Annotated in this window: 21 protein-coding genes; 15 read left to right on the top strand and 6 right to left on the bottom strand. The window is 72.0% G+C overall.

The window, feature by feature from the left end:
* Nucleotides 1-39: 39 nt before the first annotated feature.
* Nucleotides 40-693 carry a hypothetical protein gene (locus GTY96_RS21995; protein ID WP_143907037.1) on the bottom strand — a complete coding sequence of 218 codons (654 nt, stop codon included), beginning with the start codon at nt 691-693 and terminating at the stop codon, nt 40-42.
* 229 nt (nt 694-922) lie between these two features.
* Between GTY96_RS21995 and dgt the strand changes: the two genes are divergently transcribed.
* Nucleotides 923-2,371, top strand: a complete 1,449-nt coding sequence (gene dgt, locus GTY96_RS21990) for a dGTP triphosphohydrolase (RefSeq protein WP_255442815.1) — start codon at nt 923-925, stop codon at nt 2,369-2,371.
* Between the two features lie 75 nt (nt 2,372-2,446).
* Nucleotides 2,447-3,121, top strand: a complete 675-nt coding sequence (locus GTY96_RS21985) for an SOS response-associated peptidase (RefSeq protein WP_143907039.1) — start codon at nt 2,447-2,449, stop codon at nt 3,119-3,121.
* 1 nt (nt 3,122) lies between these two features.
* Here the strand turns inward: GTY96_RS21985 and GTY96_RS21980 are convergent, their stop codons facing one another.
* The gene (locus tag GTY96_RS21980) at nt 3,123-3,515 is read right to left on the bottom strand and encodes a DoxX family protein (protein ID WP_161665690.1); all 393 of its coding nucleotides are present in this window, start codon (nt 3,513-3,515) and stop codon (nt 3,123-3,125) included.
* A gap of 633 nt (nt 3,516-4,148) precedes the next feature.
* On the opposite strand from GTY96_RS21980, the gene GTY96_RS21975 reads away from it, so the two are divergent.
* Nucleotides 4,149-6,878, top strand: coding sequence for a PAS domain-containing hybrid sensor histidine kinase/response regulator (locus GTY96_RS21975; protein ID WP_143907043.1), 2,730 nt, complete (start codon nt 4,149-4,151; stop codon nt 6,876-6,878).
* Between the two features lie 4 nt (nt 6,879-6,882).
* On the opposite strand, the gene GTY96_RS21970 is transcribed toward GTY96_RS21975, so the two are convergent.
* The 4 genes from GTY96_RS21970 to GTY96_RS21960 all read right to left on the bottom strand — a co-directional run bounded on the left by GTY96_RS21970 (nt 6,883) and on the right by GTY96_RS21960 (nt 11,103).
* The gene (locus tag GTY96_RS21970) at nt 6,883-8,400 is read right to left on the bottom strand and encodes an Hsp70 family protein (protein WP_143907045.1); all 1,518 of its coding nucleotides are present in this window, start codon (nt 8,398-8,400) and stop codon (nt 6,883-6,885) included.
* 87 nt (nt 8,401-8,487) lie between these two features.
* On the bottom strand, nt 8,488-8,871 hold the full coding sequence (locus GTY96_RS37255; protein WP_186002119.1) for a GIY-YIG nuclease family protein: 384 nt from the start codon (nt 8,869-8,871) through the stop codon (nt 8,488-8,490).
* Nucleotides 8,858-9,439 carry a hypothetical protein gene (locus GTY96_RS37250; protein WP_201756298.1) on the bottom strand — a complete coding sequence of 194 codons (582 nt, stop codon included), beginning with the start codon at nt 9,437-9,439 and terminating at the stop codon, nt 8,858-8,860. Before GTY96_RS37250 ends, GTY96_RS37255 begins: the two co-directional genes overlap by 14 nt.
* Before the next feature lie 197 nt (nt 9,440-9,636).
* Nucleotides 9,637-11,103 carry a sigma-54-dependent transcriptional regulator gene (locus tag GTY96_RS21960; RefSeq protein WP_143907047.1) on the bottom strand — a complete coding sequence of 489 codons (1,467 nt, stop codon included), beginning with the start codon at nt 11,101-11,103 and terminating at the stop codon, nt 9,637-9,639.
* 177 nt (nt 11,104-11,280) lie between these two features.
* Between GTY96_RS21960 and GTY96_RS21955 the strand changes: the two genes are divergently transcribed.
* From GTY96_RS21955 to GTY96_RS21905, 12 genes are all read left to right on the top strand, one after another.
* Nucleotides 11,281-12,030: an OmpA family protein gene (locus tag GTY96_RS21955; protein ID WP_143907101.1), complete on the top strand. Its 750-nt coding sequence runs from the start codon at nt 11,281-11,283 to the stop codon at nt 12,028-12,030.
* A gap of 23 nt (nt 12,031-12,053) precedes the next feature.
* Complete coding sequence (locus GTY96_RS21950; RefSeq protein ID WP_143907049.1) at nt 12,054-12,488, top strand: chemotaxis protein CheW; 435 nt, start codon at nt 12,054-12,056, stop codon at nt 12,486-12,488.
* A gap of 4 nt (nt 12,489-12,492) precedes the next feature.
* On the top strand, nt 12,493-12,861 hold the full coding sequence (locus GTY96_RS21945; RefSeq protein ID WP_143907051.1) for a protein CrdC: 369 nt from the start codon (nt 12,493-12,495) through the stop codon (nt 12,859-12,861).
* On the top strand, nt 12,858-14,666 hold the full coding sequence (locus GTY96_RS21940) for a methyl-accepting chemotaxis protein (RefSeq protein WP_143907053.1): 1,809 nt from the start codon (nt 12,858-12,860) through the stop codon (nt 14,664-14,666). The genes GTY96_RS21945 and GTY96_RS21940 overlap by 4 nt, the downstream gene beginning before the upstream one ends.
* Nucleotides 14,667-14,673: 7 nt before the next feature.
* Nucleotides 14,674-16,494: a methyl-accepting chemotaxis protein gene (locus GTY96_RS21935; protein WP_161665862.1), complete on the top strand. Its 1,821-nt coding sequence runs from the start codon at nt 14,674-14,676 to the stop codon at nt 16,492-16,494.
* A complete protein-coding gene (locus tag GTY96_RS21930; RefSeq protein ID WP_161665689.1) occupies nt 16,491-19,277 on the top strand; it encodes a hybrid sensor histidine kinase/response regulator in 2,787 nt (928 codons plus the stop codon). Before GTY96_RS21935 ends, GTY96_RS21930 begins: the two co-directional genes overlap by 4 nt.
* 57 nt (nt 19,278-19,334) lie before the next feature.
* Nucleotides 19,335-20,390 (top strand): chemotaxis-specific protein-glutamate methyltransferase CheB, encoded by a 1,056-nt coding sequence (cheB, locus tag GTY96_RS21925; RefSeq protein WP_143907057.1) that lies wholly within the window; start codon nt 19,335-19,337, stop codon nt 20,388-20,390.
* A gap of 9 nt (nt 20,391-20,399) precedes the next feature.
* Nucleotides 20,400-21,644: a CheR family methyltransferase gene (locus GTY96_RS21920; RefSeq protein WP_143907059.1), complete on the top strand. Its 1,245-nt coding sequence runs from the start codon at nt 20,400-20,402 to the stop codon at nt 21,642-21,644.
* Between the two features lie 94 nt (nt 21,645-21,738).
* The gene (locus tag GTY96_RS21915; RefSeq protein WP_143907061.1) at nt 21,739-22,617 is read left to right on the top strand and encodes a tetratricopeptide repeat protein; all 879 of its coding nucleotides are present in this window, start codon (nt 21,739-21,741) and stop codon (nt 22,615-22,617) included.
* Nucleotides 22,614-22,748 carry a hypothetical protein gene (locus tag GTY96_RS38315; RefSeq protein WP_255442823.1) on the top strand — a complete coding sequence of 45 codons (135 nt, stop codon included), beginning with the start codon at nt 22,614-22,616 and terminating at the stop codon, nt 22,746-22,748. The genes GTY96_RS21915 and GTY96_RS38315 overlap by 4 nt, the downstream gene beginning before the upstream one ends.
* A 66-nt stretch (nt 22,749-22,814) precedes the next feature.
* On the top strand, nt 22,815-23,765 hold the full coding sequence (locus GTY96_RS21910; RefSeq protein ID WP_328700965.1) for a bifunctional UDP-sugar hydrolase/5'-nucleotidase: 951 nt from the start codon (nt 22,815-22,817) through the stop codon (nt 23,763-23,765).
* 313 nt (nt 23,766-24,078) lie between these two features.
* A partial coding sequence (locus GTY96_RS21905; RefSeq protein WP_235685773.1) for a condensation domain-containing protein occupies nt 24,079-25,076 on the top strand: 998 nt, incomplete at its 3' end.

The raw sequence follows: 25,076 nt of genomic DNA, 5'->3' as shown, positions 1-25,076 counted from the left end.
GGGGCCGGGGGCGCGGTCCCGGTCCCCGGCGCCGCCGCGTCAGAACGCGATGCCCGTCTGCACCTGCGGCGAGAAGCTGACGCCGCCGTGGCCCGGCCTGCCGGTGATGAAGAAGGGCAGGTCCAACTCCACGAACCACTTCAGGCCGTCCTGGATGGGGAAGCCCTTGTTGATGATGGGCACCAGGCCCAGGTTGAACGGCACGCCGGAGCCCACCTGCACGGCGGTGCGCAGGCCGCCGGAGAACTCGCCAAAGTCATACACGACGCCCGGATCCACCACGATGCTGGTGCTGGCGCTCGCGGGCGTCCCGTCATCCGAGAACCGCCAGCGCGTGAACCCGATGAACTCGAAGTCGATGGACCACTTCTTGTTGAGCTTCACCGTCACGCCGGGCGCGATGCCCACCTGGATGAAGTCCGCGAAGATGACCGTGGTGTCCTCGTCGGTGAAGCTCACGATGGGCACCACGATTCCCCAGTGGCCGCCCAGCTTGGGCCAGGCTTCCTCCGCGCCGGAGCCGCCCGTGCCCGCCTCCGCGTGATGGCGGCCGTGGTGCCGGCCCTGGGAGCTGTCGAGCAGATGGACTCCGGGCCGCTCCTCCGGATCCACCTGCGCGTCCGAGTCCGAGTCCGCGTTCGCCACCTGGGGGGAGATTGCCGCCATCAGCGCGACCAGTCCCCCCAGCCCCATCCGTCCCCTCCACCCCATGTCGCTGTCCCCTTCGTGTGGGCCGTGCCCGTGAGCTCCTGCGGACGGCACCGTGGCTTGAGGGGGGATGTTGGGAAGCGCCCCGGGCCCCGCCAACCCTGAACGGACCGGGGGGCTGGAGCGCGTCGGGTTCCGGATGGCGAGGGAACTTGCGCAGGCGGTGCGGGGGGGCACGATGCCGGGGCTCCCCTCGCACAGTGAGGTCCCCCGCGTGAGCCGCAGTGAAAGCCTGGAACGGACGGACCGCTGGCGGCGGCTCCTGTCGGACGCCCGCATCGGCTCCGAGCCGCGCGCCGCGCCGCACGAGGAGCAGGAGGCCGCGCACCGGCAGCTGGATGAGCGCAGCGACTACTACCGGGACTATGATCGCATCGTCTTCTCCAGCGAGTTCCGCTGCCTGCACGACAAGACGCAGGTGTTTCCGCTGTCGACGAGCGACTACACGCGCACGCGGCTCACGCACAGCATCGAGGCGTCCTGCGTGGGCCGCTCCCTGGGACATCAGGCCGGCCTGGGCTTGAAGGCGCAGGGCGTGGCGCTGGACCCCGCGGACCTGGGGACCGTCGTGGCGGCGGCGTGCCTGGCGCACGACATCGGCAATCCGCCCTTCGGTCACTCGGGGGAGGCGGCCATCCAGCACTGGGTGGCGCAGCGGCTGTCGCCGCCGGGGGAGGGGCGCAAGAGCCCCTTCGCGACGGAGGCCGAGTGGTGCGACCTGCGCGACTTCGAGGGCAACGCGCAGGGCTTCCGCATCCTGAACCGCCTCCAGTCGCGCGAGCGCCGGGGCGGCCTGCGCTACACCGCCGCGACGCTGGGCGCGATGAGCAAGTACCCGCGCCCGTCGGTGCTCCCCGGCTCGCGCCCGAAGGCGAAGGGCGTCGTGTCGGAGAAGAAGTTCGGTTACTTCCAGGACGACCTGGACCTGGCGCTGGAGGCCTACCGCGCCACGGGCCTGCGGGAGCGCGAGCCCGGGGTGTTCAGCCGCCACCCGCTGGCCTTCCTCGTCGAGGCGGCGGATGACATCTGCTACGCGGTCATCGACCTGGAGGACTCCGCGAAGCTGGGGCTCGTGCCCATGGCGCGGGCCTGTGAGCTGCTGGAGTCCGTGCTGCCGGAGTCCGGAGGCCGTGCGCCGCCCCGGCACCTGGAGACGCGCATGGCGCAGGCGCGGGCGCGGGCCATCGGGAAGCTCATCCCGAAGTGCGTGGAGGCCTTCCTGGAGCACGCGCGCGACCTGGAGGCGGGGCGGACGGAGACGCCGCTCACCGCCCTGCGGGCCGACGTGCGCACGCCCTTGGAGGAGATCACCGACTTCACCCGCGAGCACGGCTACGAGAGCGAGCGCGTGCTCCAGATTGAGAGCGCGGGCTTCAAGACGCTGGGGGGCCTGCTGGACATGTTCGCCTTCGCGGTCGTGGCGGAGGCGCCCAACCGCGAGGAGAAGAAGCTGCGGCAGCTGCTGCCCCTGGAGTGTTTCCAGCGTCCGGAGTTCGCGGCGGCGGACGCGGCGGCGCGCAAGCCCCCTCGGCGGGACGAGGCCATCCTCCGGCTCACGCCCTATCAACGCCTCCTGTGCGTGACGGACTACATCTCCGGGCTGTCCGACAGCCGCGCGGTGGAGCTGTTCCAGCGCCTGTCGGGCATCCAGCTGCCCACGTAACGCGTCGTCCGGTTCCCCACCGGACGGGCACGGGGCGCGTGCGAGACCGGGCGCCGGGCGCTACGCTCCCTTCCCATGTGTGGCCGAGTCACCGTCCGGACCTCCCCCGCGCAGCTCGTCGCCGAGCTGGAGCTCGCGGGCGCGCGCGCGACGCTGGAGCGCGAGCGCTTCAACCTCTGTCCCACGCAGCTGCTGCCCGTGGTGCCCAACGACGGCGCGCGACTGCTGGACGTGTTCCGCTGGGGGCTCATCCCCTCGTGGGCGAAGGACGCGTCCATTGGCAACAAGCTGATCAACGCGCGCGCGGAGACGGTGGCGGAGAAGCCCAGCTTCCGCTCGGCGCTGAAGCGCAGGCGGTGCCTGGTGGTGGTGGACGGCTGGTATGAATGGAAGCAGTCCACGAAGCCCAAGACGCCGTACCTCTTCCACCGCCGCGACGGGAAGCCGCTGGCGCTGGCGGGCCTCTGGGAGGAGTGGACGGCGCCGGACACCGGCGAGGTGCTGCGCACCTGCACCCTCATCACCACCGGGCCGAACGCGTTGATGGCGCCCATCCACGACCGGATGCCCGTCATCCTGTCGCCGGAAGCCCAGGCCGTGTGGCTGCGCCCGGAGCCGCAGGAGGCCTCCGTGCTCCTGCCGCTGCTCGTCCCCGCGCCGGAGGCTCCGTTGGAGGCCTATGAGGTCGCGCGGGTCGTGAACTCGCCCGCCAACGACGGGCCCGAGTGCGTGGCCCGCGTGGCGGCCTGACTCAGGCCTTCTTGCGGAACAGGCGCGCGTCCAGGCTGAAGCGGCCCCCTCCGATGATGAGCGCCGCGATCATCACCGTCAGGTAGAGCAGGGCCATCTCCGCCTTGGCGAACGGATCCACGCGGTGGCGGAAGAGCGCCACCAGCATGGTGAACCCGGCGAACATCGCCGCGGGGCGGGTGAAGAGGCCCAGCGCCACCAGCAGCCCGCCCAGGAACTCCGCGAGCGCCGCGCACCACGCGAAGAAGAGGGGCGCGGGAAAGCCCAGCTTCGCCACGCCTTCCGCGAAGCCGGACAGGTCTCCCGTCACCTTGCCCAGGCCATGGCCCAGGGCCAGCGTCATCCCGAAGACCACCCTCACCAGCGTCCAGCCCACCGCGCTTCGTTCCGCCATGATCCATGTCCTTCGTGAAGACCCGCGTCGCGGCGCATCCTGTCATGGCGCGCCCGCGTGGAACGGGACACCCGCGGCCCGCCGTGTCGCTGGGCCGAGGGGGTGGGGGGCTCGGGAGCGGCGCGCCGCCGTCCTGGTCGCGCTGAAACATCACGCGGGGCCCGGACACGGTGGATTCACCGTCGCGGGATGCGTGTTCCGCCAATCCCTGCCCCATCGCACCAGGGGCCTCCGGTGTTTCATCCTCCTCCCGGGCCATGAAACATGCCCGGCACCCCTCCAAGTCAGCTCCGAGGCGAGTCCTTGTTTTCATCTGAAGACTTGAAATACGGTGCTACAGCCTCCAGCAGGGGGCTCCCGAGGAGCCCCACCGCGTCACGCGGAGGGCGCAGGGGGCCCGCTCGGCGGCACTGGCGCCGGCCGGGTCTGGAGCGGCCCTCCCGGACGCCCGCCACGAAACTGCGACTGGCGCCCCCAAACACTTCCTGGGAGCGTCTTCGGAAGCGCCCTAGACTCCCGCGGGCCACTGGAAGGACGGGAAGGGACTGGCGCCTACCCACCTCCATGGTTTTCCATGGATGACATGGAACTGGCGCCTCGACTGACCTACAGTTCTTGAACGGAGGGGGAAGGTTGCCCGAACTGCCACCCAGCGCGTATCCGGCCTTGTTCGAGCACACGCGAGACGGTGTGCTCGTGCTCGACGCGACCCTGCGGGTCGTGGCCGTGAACCGCGCCGCGGAGGCGCTGCTGGGTCCCCGTGACGCGCTGGTCGGGCAGTCCGCGGCGGGTGTGCTGCCAGGCTGGACGCCCCCCCAGGTCTCCTCCGAGGGAGGCGCTCCGCCGGAGACGGAGTGGCGCGCCGGCCTGGGGTACCCGGTGCGGGTGCTGGCGCTGCCGCAGGACGGCGGCTGGATGTTGCTGCTCCGGGGCCTGGACGCCGCGCTGGAGGCCGAGTCCAGCCTCCGGCAGCAGAAGGAGTTCTTCGAGGCGGTGGTGCGCCACAGCCCGGTGGCCATCGTCACCATCAGCCGCGACTTCGAGGTCCTCACCTGGAATCCCGCGGCGGAGCGGCTCTTCGGCTACACGCCGCAGGAGTCCCTGGGGAAGAACATCCTCAAGCTGGTGGCCAACGTGGACGACATCCGTCCAGAGGCCGAGGAGACGTCGCGCGAGGTGCTGCGCAAGGACCGCGTGCACGTCGTCACCAAGCGCGTGCGCAAGGACGGCACGGTGGTGGACGTGGAGCTGCGCGCCCTGCCGGTGACGGTGGCGGGCCAGTCGCTGGGCTTCATCGCCATCTACCACGACGTCACCGACCTCCAGCGCGCGCGCCAGTCCGCCGAGGACGCCAACCAGGCCAAGAGCCTGTTCCTGGCCACCGTGAGCCATGAGATCCGCACGCCGATGAACGCCATCATCGGCATGGCGGGGCTGTTGATGGACACGGCGCTGACGCCCGAGCAGCGCGACTTCGCGTCCACCATCCGCCAGAGCGGGGACGCGCTGCTGGGGCTGCTCAACGACATGCTGGACTTCTCCAAGATCGAAGCCGGCCGGGTCGAACTGGAGCAGCAGCCCTTCAACCTGCGCCAGTGCGTGGAGTCCGTGTTGGACCTGCTCGCGATGCGCGCGAGCGAGAAGTCCCTGGACCTGGGCTACCACGTCACCGACGAGACGCCCGTCAGCGTGGTGGGCGACGGCGCGCGCCTGCGGCAGGTGCTGCTCAACCTGGTGGGCAACGCGGTGAAGTTCACGGAGCGCGGCGGGGTGTCCATCTCCGTGGACACGCCCCGTCAGCCGCTCGCGCCGGGCGGCTTGTTCGAGCTGCACTTCGCGGTCCAGGACACCGGCCTGGGCATCACCGAGGCCGCGCGCGGCGGCCTGTTCCAGCCCTTCAACCAGTTGGATGAGTCCGTGTCGCGCCGCTACGGGGGCACCGGCCTGGGGCTCGCCATCAGCAAGCGGCTGGTGGAGGCGATGGGCGGGCGGTTGTGGATGGAGAGCGAGGGCGTGCCGGGCCGGGGCGCCACGTTCCACTTCACCTTCCAGGCGCGCGAGGCCCCGCGCAGCGCGGACGCCCTCCGCCCGGACGCGCTGAAGCTCCAGGGCCGGCGCGTGCTGGTGGTGGACGACAACGCCATCAACCGCAAGCTGCTGGGCCGGCAGCTGGCCGCGTGGGGCATGGCCATCGTGGAGGTGGGGTCCGGCGCGGAGGCGCTGTCCCGCCTGGAGTCGGGGGCCCGGTTCGACCTGGCCATCCTGGACCACCGCATGCCGCTGATGGACGGCCCGTCGCTGGCGGCGCACATCCGTCAGCAGCGCGACGCGCGCGAGCTGCCCCTCTTGCTGCTCACTTCGTATGATCAGCGCGACGCGCAGCCGCCCGGCCTGTTCACGTCGGTGCTGCCTCGGCCGGTGAAGGCGTCGCAGCTCCACGACGCGTTGATGACGTGCCTGGCGCAGGACCTCATCTCCGCCCGGCCCCTGCCAACGGTGCCCGCGCCCGCCACGCGCGAGCGCTCCGTGTTCAACTCGCGCCCCGGCGAACAGATGCCGCTGCGCATCCTGCTGGTGGAGGACAACCCCACCAACCAGAAGCTGGCGCTGCTGGTGCTGGACCGGCTGGGCTACCCGGCGGAGACCGCGAGCAACGGCCGCGAGGGCCTGCACCTCATGGCGCGCACGCGCTACGACGTCGTGCTGATGGACGTCCAGATGCCGGAGATGGACGGCCTGGAGACGACGCGCCAGCTGCGCAAGGACGTGCCCGTCCGCGAGCAGCCGTGGGTCATCGCGATGACGGCCAACGCGATGACGGCGGACCGGCGCGAGTGCCTGGACGCGGGCATGGACGACTTCCTCAGCAAGCCCATCCGCGTGGAGGAGCTCATCTCCGCGTTGCGCCGCGCCTGGGAGCGTCTGCCGCGCGAGCCCGGTGCCGCCCCCGTCGCACGCGCCCTGGAGGCTCCCCGCGTGGGCGCCCCGCGCATCCGGGGGCTGGACTCCGGCGCGCTGGAGCGGCTGTGGCAGTCGCTGGACGGGCAGGTGGAGCGGATGCTCCCGGAGCTCATCGACACCGCGCTGGACAGCATGCCCCGGCTGATGGACGACGCGCGGGGGGCGCTCGCGCGCGGGGAGCTGGAGAACCTGGCCCGCGCGGCCCACACCCTCAAGTCCAACGCGGCCTACTTCGGGGCGGCCACCCTGGAGTCGCTCTGCTGGGACATCGAGCAGCGCGCGGATGCCCGGGTGTTGGAAGGGCTGGAGCCGCTGGTCGCCCACTGCCAGCAGGCGCTGGAGGAGAGCCGGCGGCTGCTGGAGGAGCTGAAGGGCACCGTGACGGCCCACGCTCGGGGCTGAGGCCTCAGGCGGGTTGGGGCGCGTTCGGGTCGCTGATGGTGAGGGGCTGGCGCTGTCCGCCCGGGGCGACGAGGCTGGCGGTGAGGGCGAAGTCCGGCCCCATGCGCAGCTCCAGCGTGGTGGGGCCCGGGTGGGCCACGCGCCAGTCCGGCTCGATGCGCACCGTGCCCAGCAGCTCGCGCTCCACGGTGGTGCGGTCCAGGGCCTCGAAGAGGGCGATGGGCACGGGGCCGGGCCAGGGCGGCAGCTCCAGGTCCACGCTGCGCACCCCGGGCACGGGGGTGTTGGCGGGGAGCACCTCGTGCTGGCCTCCGCCGGGCACCATGGCGCCAATGGGCATGGGCACCACGTCCGACAGGCCGCTGATGCCGCGCGCCAGGTTGCGCCCCAGGATGGCCGCGCCCACGGCCACGCCCAGCTCCGGGTGCACCTCCTTGTCGGACGACAGCTTCTTGAAGTGGGACAGGCGCTTGCGGATGGCGGGCATGCGCGTCTGGCCGCCCACCAGCACCAGCTCGTCGATGGCGTCCGGCTTCAGGCCCGCCTTCTCCAGCACGTCGTCGCACGCGGCGGCGGTGCGTTCGATGAGCTGGAACACCATGGCCTCCATCCGCTCGCGGGTGAGCGTGACGTTGAAGTCCACGAAGGCGCCGTTCTTCTGCGTGATGCACGGGATGCGCAGGGGGACGGACGGGTGGCTGCTCAGCGCCATCTTCGCGGACTCGGCGGCGAAGACGAGCCGCTGCATCACGACCTTGTTGTCCCGCAGGTCGACGCCGTGTTGCTTCTGGAAGTCGTCCACCAGCGCTTCGACGATGGCCTCGTCGAAGTTCGCGCCGCCGAGGAACGCGTCGCCGCCGGTGGCCAGCACCTTCACCACGCGGTTGCGCACCGACATGAGGGTGACGTCGAAGGTGCCGCCGCCCAGGTCGAACACCATCACCGTCTGCTCGGGGTTGCGCAGGTTGGCGTAGTAGAGCGCCGCGGCGGTGGGCTCGTTGACGATGGCGCGCACGCGCAGGCCGGCCTTCTCCGCCGCGCGGCGGATGGCCTCGCGCTGGCGGATGTTGGCGTGCGCGGGCACGGTGAGGACGCACTCCTCGAACTTCATCCCCGCCGCGTGCGTGGCCAGCGTGTTCAGGTGCTTGAGGATGAAGTGGGCCACGTCGATGAGCGGCGTCACCTTGCCGTACACCTCCACGGCGGTGTAGCCGTCCGGGCCCTCCACCAGCTCGAAGGCGAAGCGGCCCCGGTGGCGGGCCACGTACTCGGACTGGAAGCGGCGGCCCAGGAAGCGCTTGGCGCCGAAGACGGTGTGTCGCGGGTCGTCGATGATCTGCCGCCGCGCCGCGGGGCCGACGATGGCCTTGTCCCCCGCGTGGAACCACGCGATGGAGGGCAGGGTGAGGCTCTTCTCCGCGATGGGCACCACGCGCAGCTTGCCCGCCTTGTCGAAGTACGCCGCCGCGGTGTTGGTGGTCCCGAAGTCGATGCCGAGGATGGGGGCCGCGCTCGTGCTCATGAGAGGCGCCCATCCTCGCACGTCCCGGCGAGTCAGGGCACCCGGCCCGGCGGTGTGACGGGAGTCCTCCCGTCACGGGCCCGGGGCTCACGACCTGGGAGGTGGGTTGTAGCCGGCGTCACCGTAGGGCTTCAGGCGCTCCAGCCACATCTCCTCCAGCACCTTCAGCTCCTCCAGGGGTGGGGGCCCCCCGGACTCCTCGCGGGGCGGGAGCGTGTCCAGCACCTCGAAGGAGAAGGCCGCCTCGCCGAAGTGCTCCCAGTCCGCCTGGAGTTCCGGGATGCGGTGCATGCGCTGGGCGAACTCGAAGCGAGCGCGGTTGAACACAGCGGGCAGGTTGAGGCTGTGGCCCACGAACACCTTGCCGTTGGCGCGGTTGCGGATGGCGTAGATGCCCATGGGCACCTCCGCCTCCTTGTAGGCGCGCTTGCGTTCGGCGCGAGACGCCCGCGAGTCGTCACCGCTGGACATGGGCGCCTCCGTAGCCGAGCGAGACGAGCTTCGTCTCCAGCCGCTCCTTCGCGGCGCGGTCGAGGGGGCGCACCCAGTCGCGCCCCAGCCGGTCCCAGTCCGCGTCCTGCGCGTCGATGCCCAGCGCCTGGAGGAAGTCGGCCTCGCAGATGAAGCACTGGTGGCGGAAGGGGAAGAGGAAGCCCCCGTGTGCCTTCAAGGACAGCGCGGCCTCCGCGTAGGTGGAGAACCACCGGTTGAGGAAGACGCCCCGGCTCTGCTGGAAGAAGGCGCGGGTGTCCAGGCCGGGCAGGGGTGCGTCGCTGTCCTCCAGCGCGTGTTTCAGCTCCGTCCAGGTGGGGTGGCCCGCCTCCCGGGCGATGACGGTGAGCCCATGTTTGTGCTTCACGGTGTCCCGGCGCGCGAGCACCTCGCCCAGGGACAGGCTGGCGAAGAAGGGCAGGGCGCGCATCCGCTCCGCGGCGCGCGTGGCGCGGGCGGTTTCGGGCGAGCCCAGGTCCTTGAGCAGGAGCGACGCTCGGACCTTGTAATCATGCAGCGAGGTGGGGCGGGTGCTGCCGGTTCCCATGACGAATCCTCCGGTGCTGGCCCTCACCCGTTGGGGGACCGTGGAAGGACTTCATCGGGAGTCTGTCGACAGCGGGTGAAGCGAGGGTGACGTCGTCTTTCCGGGTGGCGGGCGCCCCTCGGCACCCGTGGCGGCAATAGACCAGACCCCTTCCGGGGCCGTCAACGCGCCTGGAAGCACGCGGCCGGGCGGGCGCCTCACGCCTCGGATTGTCCCCGGCGCAGGCCCAGGGCCTTCATCTTCTTGTAGAAGTGCCCCCGCTCCAGATCGAGGATCCGCGCCGCCTCCGTCACGTTGTCATGCGTGTGGGCGAGCACCCGCTGGATGATCTCCCGCTCCGCGTCCTCCACCTGCTCGCGGAAGGTCTGGTCCACGCGGGGCCGCCAGCCGCCCGGGCCTGATGGGGCGGCGGGCTCGGACGCCGCGGGCAGGGCCGCCGCCGGCGCTTGGAGCGACGCCGCGTCCCCGCCGACGGTGGGCTCGGGCATGGGGGGCAGCGGCCGGCCCCTGGGCAGCAGCTCCAGCGCGTCCGTGCGCGACACGACCGGGCCTTCGCAGAGGATGGCCAGCCGCTCCACCAGGTTGCGCAGCTCGCGCACGTTGCCCGGGTAGTCATACGCGCTCATCACCGCGAGCGCGTCCGGGGACAGCGCCAGCGGCCGCCGCCCGTTCTTCGCGCACGCCTCGCGCAGGAACGTGTCGATGAGGTCCGGCAGGTCCTCCCGGCGCTCGCGCAGCGGCGGGGAGTGAATCTGCACCACGTTGATGCGGTAGTAGAGGTCCTCGCGGAAGCGCCCGGCGGCGATCTCCTTCTCCAGGTTCTTGTTCGTCGCCGCGATGACGCGCACGTCCACCTTGAGCGTCTCCGCGCCGCCCACGCGCTCCAGCTCTCCCTCCTGGAGCACGCGCAGGAGCTTCGACTGCATCGCGGCCGGCATGTCGCCGATCTCATCCAGGAAGAGCGTGCCCTCGTGCGCCAGCTCGAACTTGCCGCGCCGCACGCTCACCGCGCCGGTGAACGCGCCCTTCTCATGGCCGAACAGCTCGCTCTCGATGAGGTCGTGCGGCACCGCGGCGCAGTTGAGCTTCACGAACGGCCCGCCCTTGCGCCGGGAGTGCTGGTGCAGCGCGCGGGCGATGAGCTCCTTGCCGGTGCCGTTCTCCCCGGTGATGAGCACGCGGCCCTCGCTGGGCGCCGCGCGCTGGATGAGGGAGAAGATGCGCTGCATGGCGGGCCCTCCGCCCACCATGTCGAAGCGGCCCAGCTGCGCGCGCAACTCCTGCAACTCCTCCATCGCCGCCTGGTGCTTGAGCGCGTTGCGCAGCGCCACCAGCAGCCGGTCGCGCGCCAGGGGCTTCTCCAGGAAGTCGCGCGCGCCCAGCTGCGTCGCCTTCACCGCCGTGTCGATGGTGCCGTGGCCCGACATCATGATGACCGGCAGGTCCGGCTTGAGCTCCGTGAGCCGGGCCAGCACCGTCAGTCCGTCCATGTCCGGCATCTTCACGTCCATCAAGACCGCATCCACCGGGCGTGCGCTCACCACGTCCAGGGCCACCTGGCCGCTGCTGGCCAGCTCCGTGCGGTAGCCCGCCAGCTGCAACGACTGGCTGAGGGTCAGGAGGATGTTCTTTTCGTCATCGACGATGAGGACGGCGGCGGGCATGGGCAAACCGCTCACACTCTCACGGAAATAATCGGGGCATCAAGGGTCTCGTGCCATCCCCAAGGGCAGGGAAAAGACAAATCTTTTGACTCTCCCCGGCGGGTCCGACTACACGCGACAGCCTTGGCCCGCGCGCGCGTGGGTCCCCTTTTTCCCGTGGTTGCTGTCGGAGGAATGATGCGTCGGATTTCGCTTTGGGCCGGGTTGGCCCTCGCCGTGGCCGTGATGACCGGGTGCCCGCCCACCTACCCCAAGTGCAACAACGACGATAACTGCAAGGAGAAGGGCGAAGTCTGCGTCCAGGGCCAGTGCCAGGAGTGCGCCACGGACGCCAACTGCCGTGAGGGTTTCACCTGCCAGGCCAACAAGTGCGCCCCCAAGCCCCCTGAGTGCACCACGGACGCGGCCTGTGGCTCCGGCCGCATCTGCGAGGCCGGCAAGTGCGCCGAGGCCCAGTGCAAGGACGACTCTTCCTGCAACGGCGGCAAGTGCCAGGCCGGCCGCTGCCAGGCCCCCAAGGACACCTGCTCCGCCAGCACCGACTGCGCCGAGGGCCAGGAGTGCGAGTCCGGCCGCTGCGTGGCGGCGAACACCAGCTCGCGCTGCGACTACTCGCCGGTGCGCTTCGGCTTCAATGAGTCCACCCTGGACTCCAGCGCGCAGTCGCGCCTGAGCGACCTGGCGGCCTGCATCAAGGCGAGCCAGGGGAAGATCACCCTGGGCGGCCACGCCGACGAGCGCGGCACGGAAGAGTACAACCTCCAGCTGTCCAACCGCCGCGCCGCCGCGGTCAAGCGTTACCTGGTGGACCTGGGCGTGCCGTCCAACCGGCTGTCCACGGTGGGCTACGGCGAGACCCGCCCGGTGTCCAACGCGTCCACCGAGGAAGGCTGGGCGGAGAACCGCCGCGTGGAGTTCCAGCGCTAGTTCTGAGGTAGGCTCTGGCGCGAATGGCCGCTCTTGAGTCGGAAACGCGTCAGTCCTACCTCGTCTTCGCGTGTGGAAGCAGTTGGTACGCGGTGCCCGCGGAAGCCGCGGCGGAGGTTGTCACCTTCCCCGAGCTGACGCGGGTACCGGGTTCCCCGCCCCACCTGCTGGGCGTGTTCGCGCACCGGGGTGAAGTCATCCCCGTCGTGGACATGAGCCTCCTGGTGGGCGGGGCCACCGCCGGGTCCCGCCGCGCCGTGCTGGTGCGGCTGACCCGAGGCACCCTGGCCCTCACCGCCAGCACCGTCGCGGGCGTGTCCGCCCTGATGGGCGCGCTGGAGCCCCTGGGCCCCTCGGGCGTCCACGTCCACCTGCGCGGCCCCGTCAAGAGCGGCGCGCGCGACGTGGCGGTCATCGACCCGGAAGGTCTCTTCGACCACCTCAGCCAGGGCGGCTAGCCCCATGGCTCCCGCGGGCCGGGTCGAGGGGACGCTCCTGTGCCACGTAGGGCCCCACCGCATCGCCTTCGAGGCGGGCGAGGTGGCCTCCATCGCGGCGCCCGACAGCGCGTCGCTGTCCGCCCATCGGGCCTTCCGGGAGGAGGGCTGTGCCCAGCGCGTGCTCCTGACGGCCCTGGGCGAGGCCGTGGGCGTGGACGGTCTGGAGATCGACGCGGAGGTCCTGTCGGTGCTGCCGCCATCCCCGCTCGTGGCCGGCGCCTCCGGGGGCAGCCTGCGCGGCTTCGTGCTCACGCGCGGGGTGCTCTGGCCGCTCTTGCACCTGGACACCTTCCAGCGCTACCTGCGCGGCCTGGCGCGGGAGGGCGCATGAGTCCGCTTCCGGAGCTGCGCTCGCTGGGCCGGTGGACGACGCGGCCGCGCATCACGGGCAGCTGCGTTGGCGTGGTGCTGGCGCTGCTGCACATCCACGTGCCGCGCACGCTGCCGGAGGCGGCGCGCACGCCCTTGTCGGGGCTGATGCTGTGCGCGCTCGTGCTGTTCGTCAGCGTGGGGTTCGCGCGCGACAACCGGGCCCTGCGCACGCTGTTCGCGCTGAGCGACGGGCGGCTGCCTGTCCAGTCCGAGCACCTGCGCGTGGCGCTCCAGGAGGTGGCGGCCATCCCCGGCCGCAGCTTCGGCTTCGTGATGCAGGGGTGGCTGGGCGGGACGTTGATGGTGTCGCTCGCCCTGCCCCTGCTGGCGCACGTGTCGTGGACGGAGGGCCTGCGGGTGATGGTGCTGGGGATGTCCATCGGCCCCCTGAGCGGGATGTTCGTCTACCTGATGATGGTGCGCCGGGCGCGGGTCACGCTGGAGCGGCTGGTGGCGCTGGGGCCGTCGCCGCTGGAGGTGCTGGCGGCGCTGCCGCCCCGGCGCATGCACATCCGCCGGCGGCTGGTGCTGTTCACCGCCATCGCCGTCGTGAGTCCGTCGCTCTTCATCCTGGACGTGGCCTTCACGCGGACGGTGACGGTGGTGGACGCGTGGGCGCGGGCCTCCACGCCCGAGGCGCGGGCGGAGGTGGTGGCGCGGGCGCGCGAGGGCGGGGGGCCTCCCCTGGGGCTCGTCCCGGGGCTCGTCACGCTGTTCATCCTGGGCACCGCGGCGCTCGCGGGCACGGCGCTGTCGGAGCCCCTGCGCGCCATCACGGAGGACGCGACGCGCATCGCGAGCGGCGAGGTGCGTCCCCCGCGCGTCATCCACGCGGAGGACGAGGTGTGGGCCACGTCCGCGGCCTTCACCCAGATGCAGGTGCAGCTGGTGCAGGCGCTGTCGCAGCTGCGGCGCGCGGGCATCCAGATCTCCACCACCACCGAGCAGCTGGTGGCCACCAGCACGGGCCAGGAGGTCGGCGCGGACGAGCAGGCCGGGGCGCTCAACGCCACCAGCGCCACCACGGAGGAGCTGGCGCGGTCGGCGCAGCAGATCGCGGACAACGCGGAGTCGGTGTCCGCCATCGCGGAGACGACCTTTGGCGCGGCGCAGTCCGGCCAGCGCGGCGCCACCGCCTTCCTGGGCTCCATGCAGCGGATGAAGGAGGACAACGAGGCCATCGCGGACGCGGTGGTGCGCCTCAACAAGCGCGTGCAGCAGATTGGCAAGGTGGTGGAGTTCATCAACGAGATCGCCGACAAGTCGGACCTGCTGGCGCTCAACGCGGAGCTGGAGGGGACGAAGGCGGGCGAGGTGGGGCGGGGCTTCTCGCTGGTGGCGGCGGAGATGCGCCGGCTGGCGGAGAACGTCATCCGCTCCACGAAGGAGATCGAAGGGCTCATCGGGGAGATCCGCGACGCGACGAACGCGGCGGTGATGGCCACCGAGGCGGGCCTGAAGACGACGGAGCTGGGCACGCTCCTGGCGGCGCAGGTGGACGACAGCCTGGGGCTCATCCTGGAGCTGGCGCGGCAGACGTCGCACGCGGTGCGCAGCATCTCGCTGGCCACGCTCCAGCAGCAGACGGGCACGGATCAGCTCGCGGCGGCCATGGGCGACATCCTGCGCGTCACCGAACAGAACGCCGCGGCCACCAAGCAGATGGTGGCGGCCAACGCGGACCTGTCCACCCTGGCGCACGACCTGCAACACGTGGTGCGGCGCTTCCACATCGAGTCGCCCGGTGGCTCTGGAGAAGGGTGAGATGGCCATGGCCTCGCGCGCGGGTCCCCGGCGGGCTTCCTTCAGCCGGCACCTGATGTTCCCCATCCCGTTGGCGAACCTGGTGGGCTCCACGCTGGGGCTGCACTTCGCGTCGCTCGTGATGGGCCGGCCAGTGGTGGAGCGCCTGGGCACGCTCGTCATCCTGGTGGTGGGGGTGAGCGCGCTGCACATGCTCCTGGGCGTGGGCGTGTCGCTGCGCCGCTTCCCCACGCTGCGGGCCCTGGAGCGGGGCGACCTGCTGCCCACGCCCGAGCACCTGTCGGTGGCGGTGGGCGAGGTGGCGCGGGCTCCGGGCGAGGCGTTCTTCCGCTCGCTGGGGCTGTGGGGGCTGACCACGGGCGTGGTGGCGCTGGCGCTCTGGACGGTGATGGAGCTGCCGGGGGACGTCACCCTGCGGGTCGCGGGGCTGGGGGCGCTGTTCGGTCCGCTCACGTCGCTGCTCGTGTACGGGCTCGTCACGCTGCGGGCCCGGCGGGGCGTGCTGTGGGTGGTGGAGCAGGGGCTGACGCACGCGCAGGTCATCGCCGCGTTGCCTCGGCGGGCGCGGATCCGCGCGCGGCTCGTGGCCTTCACCGCCATCTGCGTGGTGACGCCCGCCGTCCTGTGCTCCCAGGTCGTCACGGCGCTGTCGGACCGCGTCTTCATGCGCCTGCTGGACGCGGGCAGCCCGGACGTGCAGGGCGTGCTGGTGGAGGCGCTGCGCGTGGAGGCGTTCACGTCCAGCGTGTTGCTGGGCGCGGTGGTGTTCGGGCTGGCGCTCGCCACGGCGTACCTGGGGGGCACGTTGTTGGGCCGGCCCATGCGGGAGCTGTCCGGCGAGGCGCGCCGCATCGCCGGGGGCGACCTGGCCAGTCCCCGGCTCGTGCCCGCGGAGGACGAGGTGTGGGCGGTGTCCGCGGCCTTCACCACGATGCGCGCGCACCTGGCGGACGTGCTCGCGCAGCTGAAGCGCGCGGGCGCCCAGATTTCGGCCACCACCGAGGAGATCCTCAGCACCTCCGGGCGCTACGAGGCGGGCGCCGCGGAGCAGGCCAGCAGCCTGGATGAGACGAGCGCGACCACGGAGGAGCTGGCGCGCTCGGCGAAGCAGATCGCGGAGAACGCGGGGTCGGTGGCGGAGATCGCCCAGCGCACGCTGGCGGCGGCCCAGGGGGGACAGCGCAGCGCGGAGTCATTCCTGGGCGCCATGTCGCGCATGCGCCAGGACAACCGGGCCATTGGTTCGGCGGTGGCGCGGCTCAACAAGCGCGTGCAGCAGATCGGGAAGATCGTCGAGTTCATCAACGGCGTCGCGGACAAGTCGGACCTGCTGGCGCTCAACGCGGAGCTGGAGGGGACGAAGGCGGGCGAGGTGGGGCGGGGCTTCTCGCTGGTGGCGGCGGAGATGCGCCGGCTGGCGGAGAACGTGCTGGAGTCCACGAAGGAGATTGAAGGGCTCATCGAGGAGGTGCGCGAGGCGTCCGCCGCGGCGGTGATGGTGACGGGGGGCGGCGTGCGCGCGGTGGAGACGGGGACGGGGCTCGCGGAGCAGGTGTCGGAGTCGCTCCGGCAGATCGTGAGCCTGGCGGGGCAGACGTCGGACGCGGTGCGGATCATCTCCCGGTCCACGCAGCAGCAGCAGGCGGGAACGGATCAGCTCGCGGACACGATGGCGGACATCCTGCGCATCACGCAGCAGAGCCTCAACGCGACGAAGCAGGTGGGCGCCGCGAACGGGGACCTGCTGGGGTTGGCGCAGGATCTGCGAGGGGTGGTGGAGCGCTTCCAGATCCACCATGAGACGCTGCGCAAGGGGGACGGCGGGTGAACCCCAGCGAACGGCTCCTCAAGCAGTTCCGAGACCTGGTCACGGTGCGCCTGGAGCGCATCAACCGCTCCCTGATGGAGCTGGAGACCGGGGGCAGCCTGGAGGCCGGGCAGCGGGTGCTGCGCGAGCTGCATGGGCTCAAGGGCGAGGCCCGGATGATGGGCTTCGATGAGATCAACACGCTCGTGCACCAGATGGAGGAGCTGGTCCGCTGCGCGGAGCCCCACCGCTACCGGCTGTCGCCGGAGTCCACGGACGCGCTGCTGGCCACGGCGGACACGGTGCTCGCGCTGTCGGGCGCGATGCAGGCTGGGGAGCCCCTGCTCGCGGTGGAGACACTGGTGGCGACGCTCCAGCAGCGGGCCATCGTGGAGGCCGCGCGCCCTCCGGCGGCTCCCCGTCCGGAGGAGAGCGGCTGGATGGGGCAGGGCCTCGGGCGTGCCACGGGGCCCGTGGCCAGGGGAGAAGGCGCGTCGCCTGTCGTGTCTCACCTGCTCGTGGCGGCCCGTCCGGAGCCGCCGGGGGGCTCGGGGGGGCGCGCGCATTGGGGCGCGGGGGCGCCGCGCCCGGAGGTCTCCCCGCCCGGAGGAACGTCGGCGACCGGTGGAGCGTCGCAGTTCCTGACGGCGGCCCTCCGGTCGGAGTCCGTTGGGGCGAGCCCTGATGGGCTTGTCGCTGGTGCCGTGCCGGGGACGTACGCGCTGCCTTCGGGTGCTGCTGTTCCGCAGGGGGCGCCGGCGTCGTCTGCTGGCCCCGGTGCCGTGCCGGGGGCTCACGCTCCGACCGCGGGTTCCGGAGCCGCGCCGGGTGCGCACGCGCCGGCTGTCGGTGCGGGAGTTTCGCCGGGTGCGCACGCGCCGGTTGCCAGCCCCGGTGTCGTGCCGGGCTCGCACCTGGGAGGCCTCGGCGCTGGTGGCTCGGGGGGCGCGTTCCTCGTGGGCCCCGCCACTGGAAGCGTTGTGAGCGGGCACCTCTCGACGACTGGCGCGCTGCCGGGCCCGCGGATGGGCGAGCCCTCCGCGCGCGCTCGCTCCGGGGCCTCGTCGAAGCATGGCGCCAGCCCGGTGCGGACCGGGGACGTCCGCATGGACACCGCCGTGCGCATCGGCGTGGCCAGCCTGGACATGCTCACCAGCGCGGTGACCAACCTGGGACAGGTCGCGCGCCGCCGAGAGCTGGCCACCGCCCGTCGCCTGGAGCTCGTGCGCGAGCTGAGCGACCTGGCCCGCGCCGCGGAGGACCTGGGCCCCGCCGGCATGCCGCTCGCGGAGCGGCTGGGGCGCGCCAAGGAGCTGGCCGCCACCCTGCACCGCGAGGCCAAGCTGCTCGCCAACGCGGAGCTCCGCGACCTGGGGCAGGTGTCGGAGGAGATCCAGGGCCTGCGCATGCTGCCCCTGTCCGTCCTCTTCGAACCCTACCCCCGCATGGTGCGGGACCTGGCCCGGGAGCTGGGCCGGGAGGTGGAGCTGGTCGTGGACGGTGAGGACACCCGCGCGGACCGCGCCGTCGTGGAGGCCCTGCGCGAACCGCTCATGCACCTGGTTCGCAACGCCCTGGACCACGGCCTGGAGACGCGCGTGGACCGGGTCGCCTCCGGCAAGCACCCCCGGGGCTGCCTCACCTTGCGCGCCGCGCGCGAGGGCAGCCGGATCATCCTCCGCGTGGAGGACGACGGCGCGGGCATGGACCCCGTCCTCCTCCGGCGCGTGGCCGTGCGCAGGGGCATGCTCGACGAGGCCGCCGCCCACGCGCTGTCCGACGCCGCCGCGCGCGACCTGGTCTTCCTGCCCGGCTTCACCTCCCGCGAAGTGGTGACCGACCTGTCAGGTCGGGGCGTGGGCCTGGATGCGGTGCGCACCTCCCTCCAGGCCCTGGGCGGCGACGTGGGCGTGGAGTCCGCGCCCGGCTGGGGCACCATCTTCACCCTGCGCGTGCCGGTGTCCCTCACCGTGGCGCCCCTGCTCTTCGTCCAGGTGGGCGACGAAACCCTCGCCCTCAGCGCCGTCCACGTCTCCCGCGCCCTCAAGGTGGACGCCTCCGACGTGGGCGAGGTCGCTGGCAGGCCCACCCTCCGGATGGAGGGCCGCGTGCTGCCCTTCGCCTCGCTGGCGTCGCTGCTCGGGATGGGCCCCGAGCGCCCTGCCCGTGAGGGTGAGCTGGTGCTGGTGGTGAAGGGCCAGGGCATGGAGGCCGCACTGGCGGTGGATCGCGTGCTGGAGGAGCGGGTCCAGGCCATCCTCCCGCTGAAGGGCATCCTCGCGCGCTTCACCCACCTCACCGGGGCCACGTCGCTCGCGGACGGGCGTCTGGCCATGGTGCTGTCGGCGGCCGCGCTGGCCGCGGGGGTGCATGGCACCGCGCCCCTGAAGCTCGCCCGTCCCTCCCTCCGCACGCCCGCGCCGCGCCGCCGCCGCATCCTCGTGGTGGACGACTCGCCCCTCACCCGCGAGCTGGTGGCGAACCTGCTGGAGGCGGTGGGGTACGACACCCTCCGCGCGCCGGATGGGCCCTCGGCGCTGGAGCGGCTGGAGGAGGGGCCCCCGGTGGAGCTGGTCGTCACCGACCTGGAGATGCCGGAGATGGACGGCGTGGAGCTCACCCGGCGCCTCAAGGCGGCCCCCGCCCATGGCCAGCTGCCCGTCGTCATCCTGACCACCCGGGGAGGGGAGGAGGACCGGGCGCGTGGGTTGGCGGCCGGGGCGGACGGCTACATCACGAAGGGCGATCTCGTCCGGCAGGACCTGGTGGATGTCGTGGGGCGGCTCCTGGGCACAAGTCCCTGAAGGCCGGGCCACGCGCATTGCTATACTCCCGGAGCGCGTACGGGGTATGGAACGTCCATGGGCAAGAAAGTGTCGGTGCTGGTGGTCGATGACTCGGTCATCTGCCGACAGCTCATCAGCGCGGCGTTGAGCGACGACCCGGATGTCGAGGTCGTTGGCACCGCTTCGAACGGCCAGGAGGCCGTTGCCCTCACCAAGGAGCTGCGCCCCCACGTCATCACCATGGACGTGGACATGCCCGTCATGGACGGGCTCACCGCCGTGGAGCACATCATGGCGGAGGTCCCCACGCCCATCCTGGTGCTGACGGGTGACCCTCGCTCCCAGGCCCCCGCGCTGACCTACCGCGCGCTGGAGCTGGGCGCGCTGGCGCTGCAGATCAAGCCCTCCATCGACGCGGGCCCGGAGGCGTGGAACCTCACCAAGGAGGTGAAGCTCATCTCCTCCGTGCGCGTCATCCGCCACGTCCGCGGCCAGAAGCGCGGGCACGCCGGGACGCCGCACCCCGCGGCGGTCCTGCCCGCGGCCTCCATGGGCATCGTGGCGGTGGCCGCCAGCACCGGGGGCCCGCAGGTGCTCTACCGGATGCTGTCGGAGCTGCCCGCGGACTTCCCGGCGCCCATCGTCATCGTCCAGCACATCAACGCGGCCTTCTCCGAGTCGCTGGCCAGCTGGCTCGCCAACGCGAGCAAGCTCAAGGTGCGGCTGGCGCAGGACGGAGACACCCTGGTGGCCGGTCAGGTGCTGGTGGCGCCGCCGGATCAGCACCTGGTGGTGCCCCTGCGCGGGCGGGTGGCGCTCAAGCCGGGGGTGGAGCGCGACGGGCACATGCCCAGCGGCACCGTGCTGCTGGAGAGCGTGGCGAAGGCCTACGGCCGGCGCGCGGTGGGCGTGGTGCTCACGGGCATGGGCGCGGACGGGGCGGATGGGCTCCTGGCCATCAAGCAGGCCGGAGGCCTGGCCCTGGCCCAGAACGAGGAGTCCTGCGTGGTGTTCGGCATGCCGGGCGCGGCGGTGGAGCGCAAGGCGGTGGATCACCTCATCCACGGCGATGACGTCGCCGCCACGCTGGCGCGGCTGGCGCGCGGAGAGTCGCTGGCCGCGAGCCGTTGACCGCGCGCGATGACGCCTCCTTCCGAGCGCTGGGCCCCCGTCCACGCGTGGCTCCAGGCGCACACGGGCATGGCCCTGAGCGGTGCCCAGCGGCGCAGGCTGGACGCGCGCCTGGAGGCGCTGGGCCTGGAGGGCCCCGCCGCGCAGGTGCTCAAACACCTGCGCTCGCCGGCGGGCGCGGCGGACCTGACGCGGCTGGTGGACGCGGCGGCCGTGCACACGTCGGAGGTGTTCCGGGACGAGGTGCAGCTGGCCGCCTTCCGCGAGCACGTGCTGTCGCCCCGGGTGCAGCGCTCGAAGGCGCCGCTGCGCGTGTGGAGCGCCGGCTGCGCCGCGGGCGAGGAGGTGGCCACGCTGCTCATGCTGATGGCGCAGGAGGGCGCGGATCCCGCCAGCCGCGTGCTGGGCACGGACATCTCCGAACAGGTGCTGACCCGGGCACGTGAGCTGAGCTTCCCGGCGGAGGCGCTGCGGCGGGTTCCGGACGGCCCTCGCGCGCGCTACCTCGAGCCCCGGGGCCGGCGCCACGCGCTGGTGGAGGCTTTGCGCACGCAGGCCGATTTCCGGCGCCACAACCTGATGGAGACGCCCTACCCGGAGCCGGTGGGGGGCGGCGGCTTCGACATCATCTTCTGCCGCAACGTCCTCATCTACTTCACCCCGGAGGCCTTCCACCGCACCGTGTGGAACCTGGGGGAGCGGCTCGTCCCCGGCGGCGTGCTGGTGCTGTCCGCCGCGGAGCCCCTGCTCCAGGTGCCCCGGATGCTGCGGCTGCTGCCGTTCGAGCACGCGTTCTTCTACGTGCGCCTGGATGACGTGTCCGCTCCCGCGCCGAAGCGGGGCTCCGGTCGCTTCCCGGCGCTCCCCGTGGAGGGGCCGCCGAAGCGGGACCCCGGCCCGGTGCCCTCGGAGGTCGCGGCGCCCGAAGCGCTCGCGTCCCGGATGGCGGAGGCGGACTGGCTCTTCTCCTGCGTGCTCGATGGCGCCTCCACCGGCGTCTCCGACGCGGAGTCGGAGCGCGACCTGCGCCGGTGCCTGGAGCTGGATCCAGACCACGTCGCCGCCCGCTACCTGCTGGGGCTCCTGTTGGAGCAGTGCGGCCAGCCCGGCGCGGCCGTGGACGCGTACCGCCGGGCGCTCGCCGCGGTGGACTCCGGGCGGGCCCGGCCCGTGCCCTTCTTCCTCAACCTGTCCCGGCTCCGGGTGGCCTGCGCGCGGGCGGTGGAGCGGCTGGAGGTCGAAGGCCCGCGCTGAGGTCCGGGGGGCCTGCCTGCCTGGCCGGTGCGGCCGGGCGCCCCTGGAAACAGAAGCGGCGCGCGGAGCGCTTTGGACCTAGGATGCCGGGCCCATGCGCAGGCTCGTGCTCTTCGCCTTGTTGACCGCCGCCGTCCCCGGATGTTTCTACCCCGCCGACCGGGGTCGTGCCCTTGAAGCCAAGGTGGACCGCCTGGGAGCGGACAACGCCCGGCTCGCCGAGGAGCTGAAGGAGGCGCGTGAGCAGCTCGCCGCCACCCAGCCGAAGATCGACGAGAAGGTCGCCCAGGTGACCCAGGCCCTGCAGAGCCTGGACACCGCCGCGCGCCGCAAGGACGCGGACATCGGCGTGCAGTTCCAGAAGACGGTGGAGGACCTGGCGCAGCTGCGCGGCCAGGTGGAGACTTACCTCTACAAGATCGGGGAGTTGGAGGCGGCGCTCGGCAAGAGCACGGAGGAGACCAACCAGCGGCTCCTGGCGCTCCAGGGCACGGAGGCGGTGAAGGAGGCCGAGGCGAAGAAGAAGGCCGAGGAGCTCCAGCGCCCCGCGGACAAGAAGGACTTCCTCGCGCTCGCGCAGGACAAGGCGAAGGCGGGCGACGCGCTGGTGGCGCGCCAGCTCTACAACGAGTTCGTGAAGAAGTGGCCCAAGGACCCGCTCGTCGGCGAGGCGCACTTCGGCCTGGGGGAGACGTACTTCACCGAGGGCAAGTGCCGCGAGGCCCTCTTCGAGTACGGCAAGGTGGTGCAGGACTTCGCGAAGACGGCCTCCGCGCCGGACGCGTACCTGCGCTCCTCCGAGTGCTTCCAGAAGCTGAAGATGAAGGAGGAGTCGAAGCTCGCGCTGGAGGAGCTGGTGAAGAGCTACCCCAAGTCGGAGGCGGCCAAGACGGCGAAGACGAAGCTGGCGGAGCTGGACAAGAAGCCCGCCCCCGCCCCTGCCGCCCCCGCTCCGAAGAAGGCGAAGAAGTGAGCCCGCGCGCGCCCCGGCTCGCCGCGCTGGCGCTGCTGCTGCTCCTGCCGCTCATCGCGGGGGCCGCGCCGAAGAAGCTCGTGCTGCTCTTCACCGGAGACAATGGGGGCGAAATCGCCCCCTGTGGTTGACGCTACAACCCGTCTGGCGGTCTGGCCAGACGAACGACGGTCCTGAACCAGGAGCGCGCGAAGGGCGTGCCGGTGCTCGCACTGGACGCGGGCAACGCGCTCTTCAAGACCCTGGCGGATGGCCAGGATGCGACGGCGAAGCTGCGCGCGGGGCTCCTGCTGGAGCAGATGGGCGCGCAGGGCTACACGGCGATGGCCGTGGGCCAGCGCGACCTCGTGCTGGGCGTGGACTTCCTGAAGAAGAAGACGAAGGGGGCGAAGCTCAAGCTGCTGTCCGCGAACCTCGTGGACGCGAAGGGCCAGCCCCTGTTCCCCGCGTCCGTGGTGACGTCCGTGGGCGGGCTGAAGGTGGGCATCATCGGCGTGTCGCCCGCGTCGCCGGACCCCCAGGCTCCGGCGGGAGGCTCGGACGGCTCGGCCTTCCTGCCCCCAGGGGTCCGGGGCCTGCCGGTGGGGCCCGCGGTGGCCGCGGAGGTGAAGCGCCTGCGCCAGACGGCCCCGGTGGACCTGGTGGTGGTGCTGGCCGCGGTGCCCTACGTGGAGTCCGTGCGGCTGGCCCAGGGGGCCGAGGGCGTGGACTTCGTGGTGCAGTCGCACGACGGCCGGGGCGTGGGCATGGCGCAGCGCCAGGGCGTGTCCACGCTGGTGCCGCCCGGTGAGCGGGGCCGGCAGCTGGCGAAGCTGGAGGTGTCCCTGGAGGGCACCGGTCCCTTCAGCGACCTGGGCGAAGCGAACCGCGCCCGGGAGAGCCAGCGCATGGTGGAGGCGAACATCACGCGGGTGAACGAGCGGCTCAAGACGGAGAAGAACGAGGACGCGCGCCGCTCCCTCCAGGAGACGCTGGCCTCCTTCGAGGCCCGGCGCGATGCCCTGGCCCGCACCGCGGCGGCCAGTGGTCCGGCGACCGGGCGCACCTACCTGCTGACGTACCTGCAGCTGGGACCGGACGTGGCCTCCGACGCCACCGTCCAGCAGCAGGTGGAGCGCATCGAGCCGCCCGGCTCCACGGGGCACTGATCCGCTTCGCGCGGGCCCGACCTCATCCGTTCTGCGACGCTGCGTGAAACACGTGTTTCACGTACCTGTCGCGTCATGTCTCACGAGGGCCTGGCCCGCCGCAGAGCAGGCGAGCCACGTTACGTGGTTCGCATGGCAGGCGGGTTGCTGAGCGAATAATGTGAGCACCTGGATTCCGGCCCTCCACACCGCTCTCGCAGGAGCGGTGGGCCGTGCGTGATCGATAACGGGTGGCACTGCCTCGAGGGCCCGCGTCCGGAGTTCCGGGCGCCCGTCACGGGCCGGCTCCCGTCCAGAGTGCGGAGTCAATTCGATGAGCAGCAGCAGCGATCTGTCGAAGCGAATCGCGAATCTGTCGCCAGAGAAGCGCTCGGAGTTGCTGAAGAAGCTGGCGGCGCAGAAGCAGGCCGGCGGCGACGCGGGGGGGCATGGGGCGTTCCCCCGGAGGAATCGAGCACTTCCGGCGGAGCTCTCGTTCGCGCAGAAGCGGCTGTGGATCCTGGATCAGCTCGAGTCGGGCACCGCGCTCTACAACGTCCCGGTCGCGGTCCGGCTGGAGGGCGTGCTGGACGTGGGCGTGCTGGAGCGAGCGCTGCGCGAGGTGGTGCGCCGACATGAATCGCTGCGCACGACGTTCCACGCGGACGATGCGGGGCCGGTGCAGCGCTTCAGCGACGACGGGGTGCTGGAACTGGAGCATGGCGATGTGACGGCGGAGCCCGCCGACGCGCGCGAGGCGGAGGCCTGGCGTCGGGTGGAGGCCGGTGCACGGCAGCCGTTCGACCTGGCTCGGGGCCCGCTGATGCGCGCGCTGCTGGTGAAGCTGGGGGAGATGGACCACCTCCTGATGGTGGTGCTGCACCACATCGTGTCGGACGGGTGGTCGGTGGGGGTGTTGGTGCGGGAAGTGGCGGTGCTCTACGGGGTGTTCGCGCAGGGACAGCCGTCGCCGCTGCCAGAGCTGCCCATCCAGTACGCGGACTACGCGGTTTGGCAGCGCGAGCAACTGCGCGGCGCGGTGCTGGACAAGCAGCTGGGGTACTGGCGCGAGCAGTTGCGGGGCGCGCCGCCCGCGCTGGAGTTGATGACGGACATGCCCCGGCCCGCGGTGAGTGCCTTCCGGGGGGCTCGCAAGCCTGTCCAGTGGCCCCGGCCGCTGACGGAGGCGTTGAAGGTCCTGGCGCAGCAGGAAGGCGCGACGCTCTTCATGGTGCTGCTGGCGGGCTGGCAGACAGTGCTCGCGCGCTACTCCGGTCAGGATGACGTGAGCGTGGGCTCGCCCATGGCGGGCCGGACGCGCTCGGAGTTGGA

The sequence above is a fragment of the Corallococcus silvisoli genome, assembly GCF_009909145.1.
GTDB classification, from domain to species: domain Bacteria; phylum Myxococcota; class Myxococcia; order Myxococcales; family Myxococcaceae; genus Corallococcus; species Corallococcus silvisoli.
This window is presented reverse-complemented; position numbering and strand designations above follow the sequence as displayed.

Bases quoted from the DNA above. Each gene is read 5' to 3' on its own strand.
- GTY96_RS21995 (WP_143907037.1), bottom strand. From the start codon at position 693: ATGGGGCTGGGGGGACTGGTCGCGCTGATGGCGGCAATCTCCCCCCAG.
- GTY96_RS21985 (WP_143907039.1), top strand. From the start codon at position 2,447: ATGTGTGGCCGAGTCACCGTCCGGACCTCCCCCGCGCAGCTCGTCGCC.
- GTY96_RS21980 (WP_161665690.1), bottom strand. From the start codon at position 3,515: ATGGCGGAACGAAGCGCGGTGGGCTGGACGCTGGTGAGGGTGGTCTTC.
- GTY96_RS21970 (WP_143907045.1), bottom strand. From the start codon at position 8,400: ATGAGCACGAGCGCGGCCCCCATCCTCGGCATCGACTTCGGGACCACC.
- GTY96_RS37255 (WP_186002119.1), bottom strand. From the start codon at position 8,871: ATGTCCAGCGGTGACGACTCGCGGGCGTCTCGCGCCGAACGCAAGCGC.
- GTY96_RS37250 (WP_201756298.1), bottom strand. From the start codon at position 9,439: ATGGGAACCGGCAGCACCCGCCCCACCTCGCTGCATGATTACAAGGTC.
- GTY96_RS21960 (WP_143907047.1), bottom strand. From the start codon at position 11,103: ATGCCCGCCGCCGTCCTCATCGTCGATGACGAAAAGAACATCCTCCTG.
- GTY96_RS21955 (WP_143907101.1), top strand. From the start codon at position 11,281: ATGCGTCGGATTTCGCTTTGGGCCGGGTTGGCCCTCGCCGTGGCCGTG.
- GTY96_RS21950 (WP_143907049.1), top strand. From the start codon at position 12,054: ATGGCCGCTCTTGAGTCGGAAACGCGTCAGTCCTACCTCGTCTTCGCG.
- GTY96_RS21945 (WP_143907051.1), top strand. From the start codon at position 12,493: ATGGCTCCCGCGGGCCGGGTCGAGGGGACGCTCCTGTGCCACGTAGGG.
- GTY96_RS21940 (WP_143907053.1), top strand. From the start codon at position 12,858: ATGAGTCCGCTTCCGGAGCTGCGCTCGCTGGGCCGGTGGACGACGCGG.
- GTY96_RS21935 (WP_161665862.1), top strand. From the start codon at position 14,674: ATGGCCTCGCGCGCGGGTCCCCGGCGGGCTTCCTTCAGCCGGCACCTG.
- cheB (WP_143907057.1), top strand. From the start codon at position 19,335: ATGGGCAAGAAAGTGTCGGTGCTGGTGGTCGATGACTCGGTCATCTGC.
- GTY96_RS21920 (WP_143907059.1), top strand. From the start codon at position 20,400: ATGACGCCTCCTTCCGAGCGCTGGGCCCCCGTCCACGCGTGGCTCCAG.
- GTY96_RS21915 (WP_143907061.1), top strand. From the start codon at position 21,739: ATGCGCAGGCTCGTGCTCTTCGCCTTGTTGACCGCCGCCGTCCCCGGA.